The 18,627-nt window shown below is 63.6% G+C and carries 19 protein-coding genes and 1 tRNA gene; 9 read left to right on the top strand and 11 right to left on the bottom strand.

Going from position 1 to position 18,627, the window contains the following annotated elements; translation table 11 throughout:
• Nucleotides 1-26 precede the first annotated feature (26 nt).
• Genes ROH8110_RS15570 through ROH8110_RS15555 form a run of 4 tightly spaced genes read left to right on the top strand, consistent with a single transcriptional unit; the run spans nt 27 to nt 3,017 of the window.
• Entirely contained in the window at nt 27-749 is a 723-nt protein-coding gene (locus tag ROH8110_RS15570; RefSeq protein WP_085818681.1) for a competence/damage-inducible protein A, read from the top strand.
• Nucleotides 746-1,474 (top strand): GNAT family N-acetyltransferase, encoded by a 729-nt coding sequence (locus ROH8110_RS15565; protein WP_085818680.1) that lies wholly within the window; start codon nt 746-748, stop codon nt 1,472-1,474. The genes ROH8110_RS15570 and ROH8110_RS15565 overlap by 4 nt, the downstream gene beginning before the upstream one ends.
• Nucleotides 1,471-2,043: a peroxidase-related enzyme gene (locus tag ROH8110_RS15560; RefSeq protein WP_085818679.1), complete on the top strand. Its 573-nt coding sequence runs from the start codon at nt 1,471-1,473 to the stop codon at nt 2,041-2,043. The genes ROH8110_RS15565 and ROH8110_RS15560 overlap by 4 nt, the downstream gene beginning before the upstream one ends.
• 38 nt (nt 2,044-2,081) lie before the next feature.
• Nucleotides 2,082-3,017: an OmpA family protein gene (locus tag ROH8110_RS15555; protein WP_254903798.1), complete on the top strand. Its 936-nt coding sequence runs from the start codon at nt 2,082-2,084 to the stop codon at nt 3,015-3,017.
• 98 nt (nt 3,018-3,115) lie between these two features.
• Here ROH8110_RS15555 and ROH8110_RS15550 read toward each other — a convergent pair whose 3' ends face one another.
• The 4 genes from ROH8110_RS15550 to fsa are packed head-to-tail and all read right to left on the bottom strand — an operon-like array spanning nt 3,116 to nt 6,160.
• Complete coding sequence (locus tag ROH8110_RS15550) at nt 3,116-3,814, bottom strand: CDP-alcohol phosphatidyltransferase family protein (RefSeq protein ID WP_085818677.1); 699 nt, start codon at nt 3,812-3,814, stop codon at nt 3,116-3,118.
• A gap of 26 nt (nt 3,815-3,840) precedes the next feature.
• The gene (locus ROH8110_RS15545) at nt 3,841-4,764 is read right to left on the bottom strand and encodes a tyrosine recombinase XerC (protein WP_085818676.1); all 924 of its coding nucleotides are present in this window, start codon (nt 4,762-4,764) and stop codon (nt 3,841-3,843) included.
• Entirely contained in the window at nt 4,761-5,468 is a 708-nt protein-coding gene (locus ROH8110_RS15540) for a DUF484 family protein (RefSeq protein ID WP_085818675.1), read from the bottom strand. Before ROH8110_RS15540 ends, ROH8110_RS15545 begins: the two co-directional genes overlap by 4 nt.
• A gap of 38 nt (nt 5,469-5,506) precedes the next feature.
• A complete protein-coding gene (fsa, locus tag ROH8110_RS15535; protein ID WP_085819045.1) occupies nt 5,507-6,160 on the bottom strand; it encodes a fructose-6-phosphate aldolase in 654 nt (217 codons plus the stop codon).
• Nucleotides 6,161-6,238: 78 nt separating this feature from the next.
• Between fsa and ROH8110_RS15530 the strand changes: the two genes are divergently transcribed.
• A complete protein-coding gene (locus ROH8110_RS15530; protein ID WP_085818674.1) occupies nt 6,239-8,455 on the top strand; it encodes a primosomal protein N' in 2,217 nt (738 codons plus the stop codon).
• Nucleotides 8,456-8,465: 10 nt separating this feature from the next.
• Here the strand turns inward: ROH8110_RS15530 and ROH8110_RS15525 are convergent, their stop codons facing one another.
• From ROH8110_RS15525 to ROH8110_RS15495, 7 genes are all read right to left on the bottom strand, one after another.
• Complete coding sequence (locus ROH8110_RS15525; RefSeq protein WP_085818673.1) at nt 8,466-9,401, bottom strand: 2-hydroxyacid dehydrogenase; 936 nt, start codon at nt 9,399-9,401, stop codon at nt 8,466-8,468.
• A 4-nt stretch (nt 9,402-9,405) separates the two neighbouring features.
• The gene (gene rodA / locus ROH8110_RS15520; protein WP_085818672.1) at nt 9,406-10,545 is read right to left on the bottom strand and encodes a rod shape-determining protein RodA; all 1,140 of its coding nucleotides are present in this window, start codon (nt 10,543-10,545) and stop codon (nt 9,406-9,408) included.
• The gene (gene mrdA / locus ROH8110_RS15515) at nt 10,542-12,485 is read right to left on the bottom strand and encodes a penicillin-binding protein 2 (RefSeq protein WP_085818671.1); all 1,944 of its coding nucleotides are present in this window, start codon (nt 12,483-12,485) and stop codon (nt 10,542-10,544) included. Before mrdA ends, rodA begins: the two co-directional genes overlap by 4 nt.
• Nucleotides 12,482-13,021 (bottom strand): rod shape-determining protein MreD, encoded by a 540-nt coding sequence (locus ROH8110_RS15510; RefSeq protein ID WP_085818670.1) that lies wholly within the window; start codon nt 13,019-13,021, stop codon nt 12,482-12,484. Before ROH8110_RS15510 ends, mrdA begins: the two co-directional genes overlap by 4 nt.
• The gene (mreC, locus tag ROH8110_RS15505; protein ID WP_085818669.1) at nt 13,014-13,961 is read right to left on the bottom strand and encodes a rod shape-determining protein MreC; all 948 of its coding nucleotides are present in this window, start codon (nt 13,959-13,961) and stop codon (nt 13,014-13,016) included. Before mreC ends, ROH8110_RS15510 begins: the two co-directional genes overlap by 8 nt.
• A 32-nt stretch (nt 13,962-13,993) precedes the next feature.
• Nucleotides 13,994-15,040: a rod shape-determining protein gene (locus tag ROH8110_RS15500; RefSeq protein WP_085818668.1), complete on the bottom strand. Its 1,047-nt coding sequence runs from the start codon at nt 15,038-15,040 to the stop codon at nt 13,994-13,996.
• A 144-nt stretch (nt 15,041-15,184) separates the two neighbouring features.
• Nucleotides 15,185-15,259, bottom strand: a tRNA-Thr gene (locus ROH8110_RS15495).
• 86 nt (nt 15,260-15,345) lie between these two features.
• Here ROH8110_RS15495 and ROH8110_RS18760 point away from each other — a divergent pair.
• The 4 genes from ROH8110_RS18760 (at nt 15,346) to hisD (ending at nt 18,627) form a co-directional block, all read left to right on the top strand.
• Nucleotides 15,346-15,504 carry a hypothetical protein gene (locus ROH8110_RS18760; protein ID WP_170156527.1) on the top strand — a complete coding sequence of 53 codons (159 nt, stop codon included), beginning with the start codon at nt 15,346-15,348 and terminating at the stop codon, nt 15,502-15,504.
• Between the two features lie 5 nt (nt 15,505-15,509).
• Complete coding sequence (gene murA / locus ROH8110_RS15490) at nt 15,510-16,778, top strand: UDP-N-acetylglucosamine 1-carboxyvinyltransferase (RefSeq protein ID WP_085818667.1); 1,269 nt, start codon at nt 15,510-15,512, stop codon at nt 16,776-16,778.
• The gene (locus ROH8110_RS15485) at nt 16,775-17,245 is read left to right on the top strand and encodes a DUF2948 family protein (RefSeq protein WP_085818666.1); all 471 of its coding nucleotides are present in this window, start codon (nt 16,775-16,777) and stop codon (nt 17,243-17,245) included. The genes murA and ROH8110_RS15485 overlap by 4 nt, the downstream gene beginning before the upstream one ends.
• A gap of 77 nt (nt 17,246-17,322) precedes the next feature.
• Nucleotides 17,323-18,627, top strand: coding sequence for a histidinol dehydrogenase (gene hisD / locus ROH8110_RS15480; protein ID WP_085818665.1), 1,305 nt, complete (start codon nt 17,323-17,325; stop codon nt 18,625-18,627).

Genomic DNA, 18,627 nt, shown 5'->3' with positions numbered 1-18,627 from the left:
CCTCATATCGCTGCAAGGAGCGCGCCATGCCCAACCCCACCGCCGCCATGCTGGTCATCGGAGACGAAATTCTTTCGGGACGCACCCGCGATTCCAACATGTATCACCTCGCCGGCGAACTGACCCGTGTCGGCATCGACCTCGCCGAGGTGCGTGTCGTCAGCGACGACGCCGATGCGATCACGGGCGCGGTGCGTGCGCTCAGCGACGGATTCGACATGGTCTTCACCTCAGGCGGAATCGGCCCCACCCATGACGACATCACCGCCGAAAACGTCGCCCGCGCCTTCGGCGTGCCCATATCCGTGCGCGATGATGCCCGCGCTCTGCTCGCCGCGCATTACGCGCGCTCGGGCACCGAACTCAACGAATCCCGCCTGCGCATGGCCCGCATCCCCGATGGCGCCACCCTGATCGACAACCCGATCAGTGCCGCTCCCGGATTCACGCTGGGGAATGTGCATGTCATGGCCGGTGTGCCCACGATCTTCGAGGCGATGCTCGCCTCGATCCTGCCCACCCTGGTCGGGGGTGCGCCGCTCCTGTCGCAATCGCTCCAGATCTTTCGCGGCGAAGGCGACATCGCCGGGCCGCTCAGCGAGCTTGCCGCGCGCTACCCAGATCTCGGGATCGGCTGCTACCCGTTCCAGCGCGACGGCGCCTTCGGCGCCCAGGTGGTGATCCGCGGTCAGGATGGGGGGCGCGTCGATGCCGCCATCGCCGAACTGAACGCGATGTTCCCCGCATGACCCCCTCGCAGCTTTACGCCGTGGTCGAGGCCACATGGCCCGCCGCCCAGACCGTTGAACGCGGCTGCTGGACCATCCGCGACGGGCAGGGCGGCGGCAAACGGGTCTCCGCCGCCACCGCCCGCACGGACGCCATCACCGCCGCCGACCTGCCCGCCGCAGAATCCGCGATGCGCGCCCTTGGGCAGACCCCGCTCTTCATGATCCGCGCGGGCGACGAGGCGCTCGATACCCTGCTGGCGGGCGCGGGCTACGGGGTGATCGACCCCGTGAATATCCATCTCGCTCCGGTTTCCGAGCTGAACGCGCCGCAACCCCATTCCACCAGCTTCGCCATCTGGGAACCGCTGGCGATCCAGATCGACATGTGGGCGACGGGCGGCATCGGTCCCGACCGCGTCGCGGTGATGCGCCGCGCGCAATGCCCGAAAACCTCGATCCTGGCGCGCGACGGGCAACGCGCAGCCGCCACCGCCTATGTCGGCCTGCATGACGGGGTCGCCATGGTCCATGCTCTCGAAGTGACCCCCCATTGCCGCCGGCGGGGCATGGGGCGGCGGGTCATGCTCCGGGCTGCCGCCTGGGCGCGCGAGAACGGCGCAACCCATATCGCCGCTGTCTGCACGCAAGAGAACGCCGCCGCGAATGCGCTCTATGCTTCCCTCGGGATGGCGCTTGTGGGACAGTATCACTACCGTATCAAGGAGGAGGCCGGACCCACATGAGCAACACCGACAGCCCGACCGCGCTCGACCTGCAGATGGTCGACCCGCTGCCCGAGGCCACGCAGAAATATTTCGACATCTGCCAGGACAAGCTGGGCATGGTGCCCAACGTGCTCAGGGCCTATGCCTTCGATATCGACAAGCTCAATGCCTTTTCGGCGATCTACAACGACCTGATGCTGGCCGATAGCGGCGTCAGCAAACTGGAACGCGAGATGATCGCGGTGGTGGTCAGCTCGATCAATCGCTGCTGGTATTGTCAGGTCGCCCACGGCGCGGCAGTGCGAGAGCTTTCCGGCAAGCCCGAACTCGGCGAGGCCATGGTGATGAACTGGCGCGCCGCCGATCTCGACGCCCGCCAGACAGCGATGCTCGCCTTTGCCGAGAAGATCACGCGCGCCAGCGCCGAAATCACCGAGGCCGATCGTCAGGCCCTGCGCGATGCCGGTTTCAGTGATCGCGACATCTGGGATATCGCCAATGTCGCCGGGTTCTTCAACATGACCAACCGCGTCGCCAGCGCCACCGGGATGCAACCCAACGCCGATTACCACGCGCAAGCCCGCTAAGCGCGATGTCATTGCGCCTGACCCTCATTGCCCTTGCGATGACGCTTGCGCCACCGATGGCGCGGGCGGTCGATCTGACGATTCCCGGCAGCGCCGCTATGACGCGCGAGATCGTCGAGGAGGCGGGCAGCTATCGTCTGCCGGTCGGGCCTTATTCCGACGGCCTGGTCTATAGCTTCCGGGTCGAAGGCGCGATCGTGCAACAGGCCTGGCGGATCGAGGCGCAGGGCATGACCACGCTGCAGATCCTTGCGCCGATGCGCCAGCAACTCGTCGATGCCGGGTTCGAGATCCTTTTTGAATGCACGGCCCCGACCTGCGGCGGCTTCGATTTCCGTTTCAACACGCGGGTCATGGCCGCTCCCGACATGTTCGTCGATCTGCTAGATTTCCGTTTCCTCTCGGCGCGCCGCAACGGCCAGGACAATGGTGCCGATTACGTCACGCTTCTGGTCAGCCGCGCCAATGACTCCGGCTATGTCCAGATCATCCAGGCCGGAGGTGAACAGATCGAGGTGGCCGACACCCCCACCGCGCCCGCCGCCGGGTCAGGTTCCGCTCCGCCGGTCGCACCCGGCGCGGCGCCGCTCTCGGATCAACCGCTTGCGCAGGCGCTGCTCGACCGGGGCCATGTGATCCTGTCGGACCTCGACTTTGAAACCGGCTCCTCGGCACTGGGCGCGGGGCCCTTTGCCTCGCTTCGCGCGCTCGCGGATTTTCTCAATGCCGATTCCGCACGCCGGGTGGCGCTGGTGGGGCATACCGACACCGTCGGCGGGCTCGAACCCAACATCGCCCTGTCTCGTGAACGCGCCGCCTCGGTTCTTTCGCGCCTTGCCGAAGACTACCAGGTGCCGCGCGCTCAGATGGACGCCGAGGGCGCGGGTTACCTCGCACCGATCGCCTCGAACCGTTCCGATCACGGGCGTGAATCCAATCGCCGGGTCGAGGTGGTTTTGCTGCGCAGCGAGTGACCCGCGAAGGGGCGTTTTGGGGGTTTGTACAAAATGGTCCGGCGGATGCGCGAGTTCTGTGCAAAACCGGCGTACAAAACGGACGTTTTGTACAGTGTTCAGCCGCGCGTTCGCTGCGGGATCAGCTGCTGTGCGATGCCTGCAAAGAGCAGGTAGAAACTGGTCAGGACCAGCCCCCAATGCGCCCAGCTTTCCGGGTGGAAATCGACCCAGGCGGCCCATCCGGCAAAAAAGGTCCATGCAAACGCCACCGGCAACGAGAGGGCTCGCCAGCGCTCGGTCCGCACGGGATGAATGAACTTCAGCGGCAGGAACATCGCCACCGACAGCGCCGTGACCAGGATCAGGATTAACCAGACCGGCGGCTGCACGGCGAACATGACAAGCACCGCCATCTGCCAGCAACCTGGGAATCCGGAAAAGGAATTATCCTTTGTTTTCATGTTCGTATCGGCGAAATAGAGCGCGCTTGCATAAGTGATGATGATGATCACCACCCATCCCGTCCAGCCCGCAAGCAGGTCGGATTTGAACAATGCAAAGGCCGGGATGAAGACGTAGGTGAGGTAGTCGATGATCAGATCCAGCAGCACCCCGTCAAAGCGCGGCGCGTTGTCCCAGACCATGTAGCGACGTGCCAGCGGCCCGTCCACGCCATCCACCGCGAAGGCCACCACGAGCCACAGGAACATCAGATCCCATTTTGCCTCGGTCGCCGCCAACAGCGCCAGCATCGCGAACACCGCCCCCGACGCCGTCAGGAAATGAACCAGCAATGCCTTTGAATTCAATACCATACAGCTTTTCTCGCTCAATCAGTTCGTCAACGTAAGCGGCCTTTGGGATGCGCCATATCATAGACTTCCAGCAACCTGCCAGTATCGACAGCCGTATAGGCCTGCGTGGTCGACAGCGACGCATGCCCCAATAACTCCTGGATCGCCCGCAGGTCTCCGCCCGCGTTCAGAAGATGGGTTGCAAAGCTGTGGCGCATCGCATGCGGCGTGGCGCTGGCGGGCAGGCCAAGCTGATTGCGCGTCGCCTCGGTCACCTTCTGCACGCTGCGCGGGTTCAAGGCACCGCCCCGCACCCCACGAAACAAGGGCTTTCCCGGCTCCAAGTCGAAGGGGCAAAGACCGACATACCGCGCCACGGCATCGCGCGCCGGGGCGATCACCGGCACGACGCGCTCCTTGCCGCCCTTGCCGACAATGCGCAGTGCGTCACCGATGGGAAGGACATCGCAGGTCAGGCCAAGCGCCTCGGAAATCCGCAGCCCGCAGCCGTAAAGCAGCGTCACGACAGCTTGGTCGCGCGCGGCGATCCACGGATTTTCCGACTGCATTTCAAGGGTTTCGATCATGTCGCGCGCCGCGTCGGGCGCCAACGGTCGGGGCAGCTTGCGCTGGAATTTCGGTGCGCGTGCCGACAGGACAGCGGTGGCGTCGAACCCTTCGCGCTCGGACAGCCAGCGATAGAAGCTCTTGACGGCCGACAGCTTGCGCGCCAGCGACCGCGGCCCCACGTCGCGTCCGCGGGTAAAGGCCATCCAACTGCGCATGTCGCTGATTTCGATGGCGCTGAGTGCGCCAAGTCCTTGGGATTCGCCCTTGTGCTCGGTCATGAAGGACAGGAAACCCGCCACATCTCGCCCATAGGCATCCAGCGTGTTTTCGGATGCGCCTTTCAGCGCCTTCTGGGCTTTCAGCCAACCCTCGAGCGCGTCGCGGGCGGCCGCGCTGATCATGACAGCCAGCGGCGCATCGTGCGTTCAAAGATACCCGCGAAAAAGGTCAGCAAATCAGTGCCTTGTTGCGGGCTGAACTGATGCGGGTCCTCGGCGCCCATGGCCAGCATGCCCGGCAGGCGGCCATTGCCGAAATCAAGAAGCAGGCACGCCTCGGAACGCACATAGCCCGCGTCCGGCCCGTAAACCCGTGCGTCGCCTTCGCTGATCTGGCGAAGCGTCACCGGGCGCGGCAGGCTGTTGCGCCCGTCGCTGAGATATGAGGCAATGAAACCCGGCTGGGCCACCGACAAGACGCCGCCAAGGCGGCTTACCGTGGGGTCGGCCTCGTCCTGCACGGATTCCAGCACAAGTTTCATGCTGTCCACCCGAAGGATTTCAGCGACCTCGCCACTCAGGTCGCGCAGGAAAACCTCGAACTCGACAGGGTCCAGCATCCGCAAGATCGCGCGATGCACCTGGTTCGTGCCGGCCAGATTGTCATATGCGGCGGCGATGACCGAGCGGTGCGTATCCTCGAGCCGGTCCAGACGCGCTTCAAGACGCTCCATCGCAATGCCGCGAAGATCGACGATATTGCCGCCCATGGCGCGCTCGTTCGCGGCAATAAGAGCCCGCATAAGATCTTGATCTTCAAGGATAACATCGGGCTGCGCGATGATGCGCTCGCGCAGGTTGTCGTCCATCAGGGGCTTGCCGCTCATACTGGCCTCGGTCTTGTTTTGACGGTTTATAACACGGTTTACAGGATTTTCTGCCCGGTTTTTTCCCAATCCTTCAGGAAGGTTTCGAGCCCCTTGTCGGTCAGCGGATGGGCCGCCATCTTCTTGATCACATCGGGCGGCGCGGTCATCACATCGGCCCCGATCTGTGCCGATTGAAAGGCATGGTTCACGGTGCGGATCGAGGCCGCCAGGATCTGCGTGTCAAAGCCGTAATTGTCATAGATCTGGCGGATGTCGGCGATCACTTCCATCCCGTCGAGGTTGATATCGTCCAGCCGGCCGATGAACGGGCTGATGAAGGTCGCGCCCGCCTTGGCCGCCAGAAGCGCCTGGTTGGCCGAGAAGCACAGCGTGACATTGACCATCTGGCCTTCGTCGGAAAGCACCTTGCAGGCCTTGAGCCCGTCCCAGGTCAGCGGCACCTTGACGGCGATATTGTCGGCGATCTTGGCCAGTTTGCGCCCTTCGGCGATCATCGCGTCCGCCTCCAGCGCGACGACCTCGGCACTGACCGGACCATCGACCATCTCGGCGATTTCCTTGGTCACTTCAAGGATATCACGACCCGACTTCAGAATCAGCGAGGGGTTGGTGGTGACGCCGTCGACCATGCCCAATTCGTTCAGTTCGGCAATTGCGTCGACTTCGGCGGTATCTACGAAGAATTTCATGTCGGGAATCCCTTGGCGCGGGTTGGGGTTTTTCATCCCAGCGTTTACCCCATAGAGTGCGCTGCCGAAACCCCTGACATGGAGCCAAGGGACGTGTCGTCATCCTGCAAGGACTTTTTCATTGAGAATGAGCTGGTGGCGGTGCTGACGACGCAGCCGCTGGACCGTCTGCTGGATTACCGCGCGCCCGAGGGCGGATGCCATGCCGGGGCCTTTGTCGAGGTACCGCTGGGGCCGCGCAAGGTGCTCGGGGTCGTCTGGGGCGCGGGACGCGGGGATTTCGACATCGCCAAGATCCGTCAGGTGATCCGCGTGCTGGATGTTGCGCCGATGCGGGCCGAAATGCAGGACTTTCTTCGCCGCGCCGCCGATTACACGCTGACGCCCATGCCGGCCATGTTGCGTCTGGCCACCCGTGCGCCTGGCCTGTCCAACCCGCCTTCGATGCAGAAGATCTATCGGCACGGGCGCATGATGCCTGCGCGGATGACGGATGCGCGCAAACGGGTGCTGGCAGTGCTTGAGGACTACGGCGGGCTGGCCTTCACACTGGGGGAACTGGCGGAGCAGGCGGGTGTCACGCCGTCGGTGATCAAGGGGCTGGTCGGGCAGGGCGCCGTGCTGGAAGAGGATTGCCCGCGCGATCTTCCGTTTCCCTGGCTTGATCCGGACCGCGGCGGAAAAGCGCTGACCGAGGATCAGGCCAATGCCGCTGAGGTGCTGCGCGATGCCATTCGCGGTGGCGATTACGGCACCACACTGCTGCGCGGCGTGACCGGTTCTGGCAAGACCGAGGTTTATCTGGAAGCGGTGGCTGAAACCCTGAAGGGGCGGCGCCAGGCGTTGGTCTTGTTGCCCGAGATCGCGCTGACATCCGAGTTCATCACGCGTATCGAGGCGCGGTTCGGTGCCAAGCCGGCGGAATGGCATTCGGGTGTCACCATGACCGAGCGGCGCCGCACCTGGAAGATGGTAGGCGAGGGTGGCGCGCAAGTGGTGGTGGGCGCGCGCTCGGCGCTGTTCCTTCCATTCCGGGACCTCGGGCTGATCGTTGTCGATGAAGAACACGACAATTCCTACAAGCAGGAAGACGGGGTGCTTTACAACGCGCGTGACATGGCAGTGCTGCGCGCATCGATCTGCGGGGCGCAGGTGGTGCTGGCCTCGGCGACGCCGTCGCTGGAAAGCTGGGCCAACGCAGAGGCCGGAAAGTATCGCCGCCTCGATCTGAAGGCGCGGTTCGGGCCTGCTGTTATGCCCGAAATGCGCGCCATCGACATGCGTTGCGAGACCCTGCCGTCAAGCCGCTGGATTTCACCCAGCCTGCAGGCCGCTGTAAATGCGCGAATCGCGCGGGGGGAACAGGCGCTCTTGTTCATCAACCGGCGCGGCTATGCGCCGGTCACGCTTTGCCGGGCCTGCGGACATCAGATCGGGTGCGATCACTGCGATGCGCGCATGGTCGAGCACCGTTTTCAAAAGCGCCTGGTGTGCCACCAGTGCGGCGAGACCAAACCGGTGCCGCAAACCTGTCCTTCCTGCGGGGCCGAGGACCGGCTGGCCGCGGTCGGTCCCGGTGTCGAGCGGCTGACGGAAGAGGCGCAGGCGCTGTTCCCGGACGCCCGGATCGCCACGCTCAGTTCGGATATGTTCGGCTCAGCCCGCGCACTCAAGGAACAGATCAGGGAGATCGCCGAGGGCGACACGGATATCGTGATCGGCACGCAGCTGGTCGCCAAGGGGCACAATTTCCCGCGTCTGACGCTGGTGGGTGTGATCGACGCGGATCTGGGCCTTCAGGGGTCGGACCTGCGGGCAGCCGAGCGAACGTTCCAGCTCATGCGACAGGTGGCCGGGCGCGCGGGACGCGCCGAGGCGCGCGGTGCGGCGCTGTTACAGACCTTTCAGCCCGAACATCCCGTGATCCGCGCGATCCTGTCGGGCAACGAGGAAGGCTTCTGGCGCGCCGAAGCGGACGAGCGCCGCCATGCGGGGGTCCCGCCCTTCGGACGCATGGCCGGAATCATCCTCTCATCGCCCGATGCGCAACAGGTCTTCGACTTCGCGGCCGAGCTGGCGCGGCGCGATGCTCCTGTGCGCGCCATCGGTGCGCAGGTATTCGGTCCCGCGCCCGCCCCGATCGCGCGCATCCGGGGCCGTCACCGGGTGCGTCTGCTGGTCAAGGCGCCCAAGGGCGTCGCGCTCCAGGGGGCGTTGGCGAAATGGGTCGGCCAGCTGAAGATACCCGCTCAATTGCGTCTGAGCATCGATATCGACCCGCAAAGCTTCTACTGAACCAGCGCGATCAGTAGCCGGCCTTTCGGTCCACCAGGTAGAGGAAAGGTTCACCGGCCTCGCCTCGCCGGATATTCTCGGCGATGACACGCGACGCGGATGCGGGCCGCGTTTCGGACGCGATATGCGGCGTGACGGTAACGTTGTCATGCGCCCAGAACGGGTGATTGGCGGGCAGGGGCTCCTCGCGGAACACATCGAGCGTGGCATGGCCGATCTGTCCGGTCTCTAGCGCCTTTAGCAATGCGTCGTCGTCGATAAGCGGGCCACGCCCGGGGTTGATGATGACCGCGCCTTGCGGAAGTCGCGCCAGAGCAGCGGCGTCGATCACGTTCTCGGTCTCAGGCGTCAGTGGCAGAAGAAGGATCAGGATCTGCGCCGTTTCAAGTGCCATTTCCAACCCGTCATCGCCCGAGAGACAGGTAATCGAGTCGACGGATTTCGGTGTCCTGCTCCAGCCAGTCACGGGGAAGCCCAACCCCGCCAGTGCCTCTCCGCAGGCCTGACCCAAGGCACCAAGACCCAGGATCGTGACGGGGCGGTCGCAGGCCAGGGGCGGCACCTCCTTGCGCCATTTGCCGTCCTGATGGAGCACGTGCAGATCGGTGTTGAGGTGATGGCGCAATGTTTGGCCCGTGACCCATTCCACCATGCCGCGCGTCAGCCCCTCGTCGACCATTCGCGCCAGCGGCTGTGTCAGGGTTTCATTGTCCACCACGTCCTCGACCCCGGCCCAGAGGTTCAGAACCGCCTTGGTGCGGGTGTAGGGCGTGAAGTCCTGCACATCGCCGTTGGGGGCGTAGATGATGTAATCCACCTCTTCGGGTTTCATTTCGGTCGCAAGGTTCACATCGTTCAGCCCGGCCTCGGCAAAGGCGGCTCTGAGGGGCTGTTCATATGTGACCCACCGCTCGGGACGGGCGGCGAAAAGGATATTGAGAGACATCAGACTACCTTGGTTTGTGAATATGAGCGCTTTGCACGAGGCCGAAACCGATCATGAGGACCAGCATGGCCGAGCCGCCGTAACTGACAAGCGGAAGCGGCACGCCGACGACGGGCGCAAGACCCATGACCATCGACATGTTGACGGCGAAGAAAAGGAAAAATGTCGAGGCCACGCCCAGTGTCAGCAGTGACGAGAACCTGTCCCGGTTCTTGAGCGCGGAGGCAATGCAAAAGACGAGGACAAGCGTATAGAGCCCCAAGAGTGAGACCCCGCCGATAAAGCCCAACTCTTCGGCGAGGGTCGTGAATATGAAATCGGTGTGCTTTTCCGGCAGGAAGTTCAGCCGCGATTGCGTGCCTTGCATGAAGCCGCGCCCTGTCCAGCCGCCAGATCCGAGCGCGATCTTGGACTGGGTGATGTGATAGCCCGCCCCAAGCGGGTCGGACGAGGGATCAAGGAACGTGTCGATCCGGCGGAACTGATAGTTTGCCAGCATTTGCCAGTCGGTCCCGCGGCTTTGAAATACCGCCGTGATCAGCCCGACCGAGAATGCGATCACCGTTGCGAAATATGCCCAATGGACACCCGCAAGGAACATCATCACCCCACCGGTTGCGATCAGTAGAATCGATGTTCCAAGATCAGGTTGCCGCAGCACCAACGTCACCGGGAGCAGGATCAGCGCCATCGGCGCCAGCACCCAAAGCGGACGTGAAACACGGTTGAGGGGCAGCCAGTCGTAGTAGGCCGCAAGCACGATCACCAGCGTGACCTTCATCAACTCCGACGGTTGCAGGCGCATGAATCCAAGGTCAATCCAGCGTTGCGCACCCATTCCCACGGTTCCGAAGAATTCGACCAGCACCAGTAGAATCAGCGACACCGCATAGATCAGCATCGACATGTTTCGCCAGAACCAGATCGGGATCATGGCAACAATCAGCATCGTGACGAAGCCGAGCGCATAGCGTTTCATCTGCGGTTCGGCCCAGGGTGTGAACGAGCCGCCTGCAACCGAATAGAGCATCAGGAAGCCGATACCGGCGACTGCCGTCAACAGGATCGCCAGCGGCCAGTTCAGATAGAGCACCTTGCGCAGCCCGGTCGGGGTCGTCTTGACGCTGTATTCAAGATAGCTCATGCGCGATCGCTCCCGTCCGGGGCGCCTTTCGGGCGGGTGCGGCGCAGTTCTTCCTGTTGAGTGCTGATGCGCCCGCGATCCTTGGCCGGGTAGGCGCTCAGCGGCGGGTCGCCATCGTAAAGTGCCTGAAGCGTGATGTCGCGGGCGATCGGGGCGGCCGCTGTCGATCCTCCGCCGCCATGCTCGACCACGACGGCCACCGCGTATTTCGGATTGTCGTAAGGCGCGAAATTCACGAACAGCGCGTGGTCGCGACGTTCCCAAGGCAGATCGGCATTGCTGGTGACGCCGCGGGCGCGTTCGGCGGCAGTGATATTGCGCACCTGGCTTGTCCCCGTCTTGCCCGCGAGCCGGAAGGCATCCTCGATGATGCGGCTCGAATAGGCAGTGCCGCGCCGGTCATTAGAAACCGCGAACATCGCTTTGCGTACCTCGCGCAGGGTGTTCTCGTTCAAGCCCAGGTCCTCACCGCGTCCAGTCGGTTGCTCCACCCCGTCGATCGACTTGATCAGGCGGGGTGTGACGTTGCGATTTGTGGCCAGTCGCGCCGTCATCACGGCCAGTTGCAATGGCGAGGCCAGCACGAACCCCTGCCCGATGGAGGCGTTGACGCTGTCGCCGATCACCCATTCCTGTCCACGATTGGCCAGCTTCCATTCCTTCGTGGGCATCAGCCCCGCCGCCACAGAGGTCAGCGGCAGGTCGTGTTGCACGCCAAGACCGAGCCGGCGGGCCATTTCGCTGATCTTCTCGACCCCTGTCCGCAAGGCCATTTCGTAAAAATAGACATCGCAGCTTTCGCGTAGCGCGCGGTGCAGGTCGACATTGCCGTGGCCTGCGCGCTTCCAGCAATGAAAACGGCGACCACTGACTTCCATGTGGCCGGGGCAATAGACTGTTTCGCCGAGGTCCGCCTTGTCGTCTTCGAGTGCGGCCAGCGCGGTGACCATCTTGAAGACCGAGCCGGGCGGATAGAGCCCCTGCACGGCCTTGTTGGGAAGCGGGCGATACTTGTTCTCGAGCAGCGCCCGGTAATTCGCCACTGAAATGCCGCGCACGAAAAGGTTGGGATCGAAACTGGGCGCAGAAGCGCAGGTCAGAAGATCGCCGGTATCGCAGTCGATGACCACGGCTGCGGCGCTTTCCTTTGCCAGCCGGGCATGGACATAGGATTGCAGGGAATTGTCGATGGTGATCTGAAGATCGGCGCCGGCCTGGCCCTCGCGGCGGTCAAGTTCACGCATGACGCGACCTGCGGCGTTTACCTCGACCCGCTTGCTGCCGGCCTTGCCGCGCAAGAGGTCCTCTTGGCGGGCCTCAAGCCCGATCTTGCCGATCTGGAACCGGGGGATCAGCAGCAGCTGACTTGGCGCGTCGATATTCTCGAGATCCCGGTCACTGACCGGACCGACATAACCGACGAGATGAGCATAGTCCCGCCCTTGCGGGTAGCGGCGCGACAGCCCGACTTCGGGGGTGACGCCCGGCAGGGCAGGGGTGTTCACCGCGACGCGACTGATATCGCCCCACGTCACGCGGTCAGCGACCGTCACGGGGGTGTCGCCGCGCAATTCGCGCAGGTCGCGGCGGGCGCGTTCCAGCTCCCCGGGGTCCAGTTCGACCAGCCGCGCGAGGCGCGCGATAACCTCATCCACGTCGCCCGCCTCTTCGCGCACCATCGTGATGCGGTAGCTGGGCACGTTCTCCGCCACGACGGCGCCGTTGCGGTCGAAGATGCGTCCGCGCGCAGGCGGTATCAGGCGAATGTTGATCCGGTTCTCGTCGGCAAGCAGGCGGAACTGATCGGCCTGATCTACCTGCATGAAGCGCATCCTGAGAGCCAGGGCGCCGACGAACGTCGCCTGCGCGCCGCCGATGATCAATCCGCGCCGGGTGATACGGCGCTGGCTTTCGGCATTGTCACGGGTCGGGCGTCTCATGTCCGGCTTCCCAATGCGTCGATGTCGCCCGGGGCGATCTTGCGTACGCCGAAGACGGCCTTGGAGACGATCGCGACCAAAGGATAGACCAGAAGCGTCGCGATCACCTGCATGAGACTCAGGCCAAGCGGTGCCTGGTCGACCATCATCAAGGCCAAAATGACGCGATAGCCAAGCATCATGACGAAGAGTGTCGTGGCGACGCTCAACCACTCGACCGCGAATGTCAGGTCGCGAAGACCGGGCTCACGCGCGCGCAGAGCCTGGTTTCCCAGCAAGACGATCGCCGCCCAAAGGCCCGGCGGACGTTGAAACAACAAGTCAGCCAGCAAGAAGACAGCGGCAATCAGCAGCGGTGGAACATAATCTGGACGCCGCAGCAGCCAGGCGAATGTCAGCGCCAGCATCACGTCCGGTCCGGCCCATCCGCGCGGCAGGGTTTCCAGCGGCAGCAGGTGCAGGAAAATCAGTGCAAGGCACAAGGCAACATAAAGAAGGCGCATGAGCCAGCGGTTATGACGCTTGCGTTCAGCCATTTCCGGCCTCCGGGGGCTCGTCCGCCGTGGGAATATCCGGTGTGCCCTGCGGGTCCGGCCCGCCCGATGTTTCGGGCAGGATCACAGGTGCGATCAGATTGCCGGGGTCGTTGATGTTTTCGTGTTCGTAACTGCGCAGCACGCGGAGGAACTCCAGCCGCTCGTAATCGGCAGCAAGGCGCACGCGCATCCTTCCGCCGGGGTCCTGCGCAAGCTGACCGACCAGCAATCCGGCCGGGAACACTCCGCCATCGCCAGAGGTCATCACCCTGTCGCCGGGGCGAACGCGGTCCGGCGCTTCGATGAAATCGACATAGGGCACCGCGGAATTGTCGCCCATCAGCAGTGCGCGTTGACCCGAGGGTTGAATGGTTACCGGTATCCGGCTGGACGTGTCGGTCAACAACACGACGCGCGACGTGGCGCGCCCGACGCCCGCGATCCGTCCGACCAGCCCCAAACCGTCCATTGCGGCCCAGCCATCGACGATCCCGTCGCGGCTGCCGACATTGATCAGCACGGACTGGCGGAAGGGCGACCCGCTGTCGGCCATCACCACGCCGGTCACATAGGTCAGGCGCGGATCAAGTTGCACGTTGTTGAGATCGAGCAGACGCGCGTTCTCCTGTTCAAGCTGCAGCGCGGCCTCTTTCCAGGCCTTCATCTGCTGCAGCTCTCGCCGCAATTCCTGGTTCTGCTGGTAGATTCGCTGATAGCTCTGGAAATCGCGCAGGATGTTCACGGTTGCCGTGACCGGCGCCATTGCCCAATCGAAATTGGGCACGACCCGGTCAACCACCTGCGCGCGAAAGCGTTCGACCCGCGGGCTGTCGATCCGCCACAGCAGGAACAGGCCGAGCAGGCACAGCAACAGAACACCCAGCATCAAGCGCTTGAGCGGGCCGGTGTAGTCCTCGGACTGTGCACGGTCCTTTGCCAACGTTCTCCCCTTCAGGGCAAAGGGTGGTCGGTTCAGCTGTCGTAGTCAATCGCGTGGCGGAGCTGTTTCTCGAACTCCAGCGCCTTGCCGGTGCCAAGGGCCACGCAATTCAGGCTGTCATCCGCGATCGACACGGCGAGGCCGGTCTGCTCGCGCAGAGCCAGATCGAGGTCACCCAAGAGCGCACCGCCCCCGGTCAGCATGACGCCGCGATCCACGATATCGGCAGCCAGATCCGGCGGCGTGGCTTCGAGCGCGGTCATCACCGCCTCACAGATCGCCTGCACCGGTTCGGCGAGTGCCTCGGCCACCTGGGCTTGGCTGATCTCGGTTTCCTTGGGCACGCCGTTCAAAAGGTCGCGACCACGGATTTTCATCGACGCGCCGCGCCCGTCATCGGGCATCCGGGCCGTCCCGATCGAGGTCTTGATGCGTTCGGCCGTGGATTCACCCACCAGAAGGTTCTGTTGGCGACGCAGGTAACTGATGATCGCTTCGTCCATCCGGTCACCGCCGACCCGCACCGAGCGGGCATAGACGATATCGCCAAGCGACAGGACGGCGACCTCGGTCGTGCCGCCGCCGATATCGACCACCATCGAACCGGTGGGATCGGTGATCGGCATTCCCGCGCCGATTGCGGCGGCAATGGGTTCGGCGACAAGGCCCGCGCGCCGCGCGCCCGCCGAAAGAACCGACTGGCGGATTGCCCGCTTTTCAACCGGGGTCGCGCCATGCGGCACGCAGACGATGATCTTGGGCTTGGAGAAGGTGGTCCGCTTGTGAACCTTTCGGATGAAGTGCTTTATCATCGCCTCGGCCGTGTCGAAGTCGGCGATGACACCTTCGCGCATCGGGCGGATCGCCTCGATGCTGCCGGGGGTGCGCCCAAGCATCAGCTTGGCGTCTTCGCCCACGGCCAGGACTTTCTTTACCCCGTCCTTGACATGATAGGCCACCACCGAAGGTTCGGACAGGATAATGCCGCGACCCTTGACGTAAACCAGCGTATTCGCAGTGCCCAGGTCGATAGCCATGTCCGAAGAGAACAGGCCGGGGATGTTTTGAAAGATGGCCATTTGCGTCGTTTTCCAGTCATCCAATGAGTCATTGGGCCCGCGACTCGAACGGTCGGGACCGGCTGCCCTTATAGTTCGCCACCGCAAGCGGTGAAAGGGGGACTTTCAGTCGCGTAAGCGCCATGTCGCCGGAGGGTAGGGGAATGGTGCTGCTGGGGAGGATTGAACTCCCGACCTCACCCTTACCAAGGGTGCGCTCTACCACTGAGCTACAGCAGCACATTGTGGCGCGCTGCTTAGACGCTAATTGGGATCGGCGCAAGCCGAATCTGGACGCTTTTCAAGCCCTGCTATAGACAGGGAGAATGAACAGCAAAGACCCCCAAAAGAAGGCCGACAAAGCGGCGCAAAGCCGCGAGGATCGGCTCAAGTCAGCCTTGAAGGCCAACCTTGCTCGGCGTAAGGCGCAGATGCGTGCCCGGTCGGGCGACGCGGCGGCAGGCAAGCCCGAGGACAAGGACTAGAGCAGATGGACTCCATAATCGTTACGGGCAATGGCCCGCTTAAAGGCCAGATCCCGATCGCCGGGGCCAAGAACGCCTGTCTCACGCTGATGCCGGCGACGCTTCTGAGCGACGAGCCGCTGACCCTGACCAACGCGCCACGGCTGAGCGACATAAAGACCATGTCGGCGCTGCTTGAATCGCTTGGTGCCGAGGTATCGCAATTGCAGGACGGCAAGGTTCTGGTCATGTCCAGCCATGCGCTCTCGAGCCATGTTGCCGACTACGACATCGTGCGCAAGATGCGCGCGTCCATCCTTGTGCTGGGGCCGATGCTGGCGCGTGACGGTCATGCCGTGGTGTCGCTGCCCGGTGGATGCGCCATCGGGGCGCGGCCGGTCGATCTGCACCTGCGCGCCCTGGAAGCCATGGGCGCGGAACTGGAGCTGAAGGAAGGCTATGTCCACGCCAAGGCGCCGAACGGCCTCAAGGGCGGCACGGTCGATTTTCCGCTGGTGTCGGTCGGCGCGACCGAGAACGCGTTGATGGCCGCCACGCTGGCAAAGGGCACCACGGTTCTCAAGAACGCCGCGCGCGAACCCGAGATTGTCGATCTGGCCGACTGCCTGCGCCGCATGGGTGCCCAGATCGAAGGTGACGGCACCGGCACGATCACGATCCAGGGTGTCGATCGGCTGGGCGGGGCCACCCACCCGGTCGTGGCCGACCGGATCGAACTCGGGACCTACATGCTGGCCCCGGCGATCTGTGGTGGCGAGGTCGAATGCCTGGGCGGTCGGATCAACCTTGTCGGAGCATTCTGCGAGAAGCTCGACGCGGCAGGGATTGACGTGAGCGAGACCGACAAGGGCATCAAGGTCAGCCGCAAGAACGGGCGTGTGAAATCCGTCGATGTCACGACCGAGCCTTTCCCCGGTTTCCCGACTGACCTTCAGGCGCAGATGATGGCGTTGATGTGCACCGCCGACGGGACGAGTGTGCTAGAAGAAAAGATCTTCGAGAACCGGTTCATGCATGCGCCGGAACTGATGCGCATGGGTGCGCACATCGACGTACATGGCGGCACTGCCACGGTAACCGGTGTCGAGCGGTTGAAAGGGGCGCCGGTGATGGCGACCGATCTGCGCGCCAGTGTCTCGTTGATCTTGGCTGGGCTTGCCGCCGAGGGTGAGACCATCGTGAACCGGGTCTATCACCTTGATCGCGGATATGAGAGTGTCGAGGAGAAACTGGGCAATGTGGGCGCAAGAATTGAACGGGTGTCGGGACAGTGAGCGATGACGCAAGATTCGAGGATGGCGCGGAAAGCCCGCTGAATCTGGGCGCGCTTGATCCCGATGACCTTCAGGTTATCGCGTCGCTTGTGCAGGATGCGGTGTTTCCGATAACCGAAATGACATGGCGGCCCGCCGAGCGGCGTTTTGCGTTGCTGCTCAATCGTTTCCGGTGGGAAGATCGCGGGATCGACCGTCATGACCCCGAGCGTGTCCAGTCGCTGTTGGTGGTCGACAACGTGCTGCGCGTGTCCAGTCTTGGAATTGATCGTGGCGACCGCGATACGGTTCTGTCCTTGCTGACGATCGGCTTTGAACCCGGCGAGGAAGGTGCGGGGCAGGTGATCCTGACGCTTGCGGGCGACGGGGCGATCCGCCTCGAGATCGAGGCGCTGGAGTTGACGCTGAAGGATGTCACGCGGCCATATCGTGCACCTTCACGCAGTATTCCGCGCCACGAAACGTAGATCCCGGGGCTGTCGGCGGGGCCTCGCGCCTTGTCGCACGGCGTGGTTCGCACTAAGCATCTGCAAGGAGATGTGAGATGCCGGTTTATCTCGATGCCGCAGGCGCGGATTTTAAAACCCAGTTCACCGCGCTTCTGGGCGCCAAGCGCGAGGATTCGCCCGATGTCGACGCGACCGTAGCGGCGATCATTGCCGACGTGCGCGCACGCGGCGATGCGGCGGTGCTGGAGTTGACGGCGCGGTTCGACCGGCTGGATCTGACGCCTGAAACGATGCGCTTTTCGACGGCAGAGATCGATGCGCTGATAGGCGAGGTGTCCGCGCACGAACGCGAGGCGCTGCAGATCGCAGCAGACCGCATCCGCGCCTATCACGAGCGTCAGATCCCCGAGGACGCCAGTTGGACCGACGAGGCGGGCGCGACGCTTGGCTGGCGTTGGACGCCGGTGGGCGCCGCGGGTCTCTATGTGCCTGGCGGGCTGGCCTCATATCCGTCATCGGTTCTGATGAACGCCATTCCCGCCAAGGTCGCCGGGGTCGAACGCCTTGCGATCACGGTGCCCACGCCGGACGGGCAGGCCAATCCGCTGGTCCTGTTGGCAGCCCGGCTGGCCGGTGTTGACGAGATATACCGCATTGGCGGCGCGCAGGCGATTGCCGCGTTGGCCTATGGCACGCAGAGCGTCGCCCCGGTCGACAAGATCACCGGACCCGGCAATGCCTATGTCGCCGCCGCCAAGCGCCGCGTTTTCGGGCGCGTCGGGATCGACATGATTGCCGGTCCCTCCGAGATCCTGGTGATCGCCGATCGCGACAACAATCCCGACTGGATCGCGCTTGATATGCTGAGTCAGGCCGAACATGACGAAAGCGCGCAGTCGATCCTGATCACCGATGATCCAGCAATGGCCAAGGCTGTCGAGGCGGCGATTGACCGCTATTTGCACACGCTGGAACGCCGCGAGATCGCTGGCGCAAGCTGGCGCGATTTCGGCGCGATCATCACCGTCCCGGATATGGATCGTGCCGCTGAACTGGCCAATTGCATCGCTCCCGAGCACCTGGAACTATGCGTTGCCGATGCCGAGATGCTGGCCGACAAGATCAAGCATGCCGGCGCGATTTTCATGGGAGCGTGGACGCCCGAGGCGATCGGAGATTATGTGGGCGGGCCGAACCACGTGCTGCCAACGGCGCGTTCGGCGCGGTTCTCGTCGGGTCTGAGCGTTCTGGATTTTCTCAAACGGACCACAATGGCCCGTATGACACCCGCGGCCCTGCGTGCCATCGGCCCCGCCGCCGAGACGCTGGCCACTTCCGAAAGTCTCGAGGCGCATGGCCTGTCGGTCACCGCGCGTCTCAATCACCTGAACGAGCATTAG

Origin of the sequence: Roseovarius halotolerans, assembly GCF_900172255.1 — a bacterium.
Lineage (GTDB): Bacteria > Pseudomonadota > Alphaproteobacteria > Rhodobacterales > Rhodobacteraceae > Roseovarius > Roseovarius halotolerans.
The sequence above is the reverse complement of the archived record's forward strand: the minus strand, read 5'-3'. Positions and strand labels throughout refer to the sequence as shown.

Coding starts and splice junctions, on each gene's coding strand:
- murA (WP_085818667.1), top strand. CDS start 15,510: ATGGACTCCATAATCGTTACGGGCAATGGCCCGCTTAAAGGCCAGATC.
- ROH8110_RS15555 (WP_254903798.1), top strand. CDS start 2,082: ATGACGCTTGCGCCACCGATGGCGCGGGCGGTCGATCTGACGATTCCC.
- rodA (WP_085818672.1), bottom strand. CDS start 10,545: ATGAGCTATCTTGAATACAGCGTCAAGACGACCCCGACCGGGCTGCGC.
- ROH8110_RS15510 (WP_085818670.1), bottom strand. CDS start 13,021: ATGGCTGAACGCAAGCGTCATAACCGCTGGCTCATGCGCCTTCTTTAT.
- ROH8110_RS15530 (WP_085818674.1), top strand. CDS start 6,239: ATGGAGCCAAGGGACGTGTCGTCATCCTGCAAGGACTTTTTCATTGAG.
- mrdA (WP_085818671.1), bottom strand. CDS start 12,485: ATGAGACGCCCGACCCGTGACAATGCCGAAAGCCAGCGCCGTATCACC.
- ROH8110_RS15565 (WP_085818680.1), top strand. CDS start 746: ATGACCCCCTCGCAGCTTTACGCCGTGGTCGAGGCCACATGGCCCGCC.
- ROH8110_RS18760 (WP_170156527.1), top strand. CDS start 15,346: ATGAACAGCAAAGACCCCCAAAAGAAGGCCGACAAAGCGGCGCAAAGC.
- hisD (WP_085818665.1), top strand. CDS start 17,323: ATGCCGGTTTATCTCGATGCCGCAGGCGCGGATTTTAAAACCCAGTTC.
- ROH8110_RS15500 (WP_085818668.1), bottom strand. CDS start 15,040: ATGGCCATCTTTCAAAACATCCCCGGCCTGTTCTCTTCGGACATGGCT.
- ROH8110_RS15540 (WP_085818675.1), bottom strand. CDS start 5,468: ATGAGCGGCAAGCCCCTGATGGACGACAACCTGCGCGAGCGCATCATC.
- ROH8110_RS15560 (WP_085818679.1), top strand. CDS start 1,471: ATGAGCAACACCGACAGCCCGACCGCGCTCGACCTGCAGATGGTCGAC.
- fsa (WP_085819045.1), bottom strand. CDS start 6,160: ATGAAATTCTTCGTAGATACCGCCGAAGTCGACGCAATTGCCGAACTG.
- ROH8110_RS15545 (WP_085818676.1), bottom strand. CDS start 4,764: ATGATCAGCGCGGCCGCCCGCGACGCGCTCGAGGGTTGGCTGAAAGCC.
- ROH8110_RS15550 (WP_085818677.1), bottom strand. CDS start 3,814: ATGGTATTGAATTCAAAGGCATTGCTGGTTCATTTCCTGACGGCGTCG.
- ROH8110_RS15525 (WP_085818673.1), bottom strand. CDS start 9,401: ATGTCTCTCAATATCCTTTTCGCCGCCCGTCCCGAGCGGTGGGTCACA.
- ROH8110_RS15570 (WP_085818681.1), top strand. CDS start 27: ATGCCCAACCCCACCGCCGCCATGCTGGTCATCGGAGACGAAATTCTT.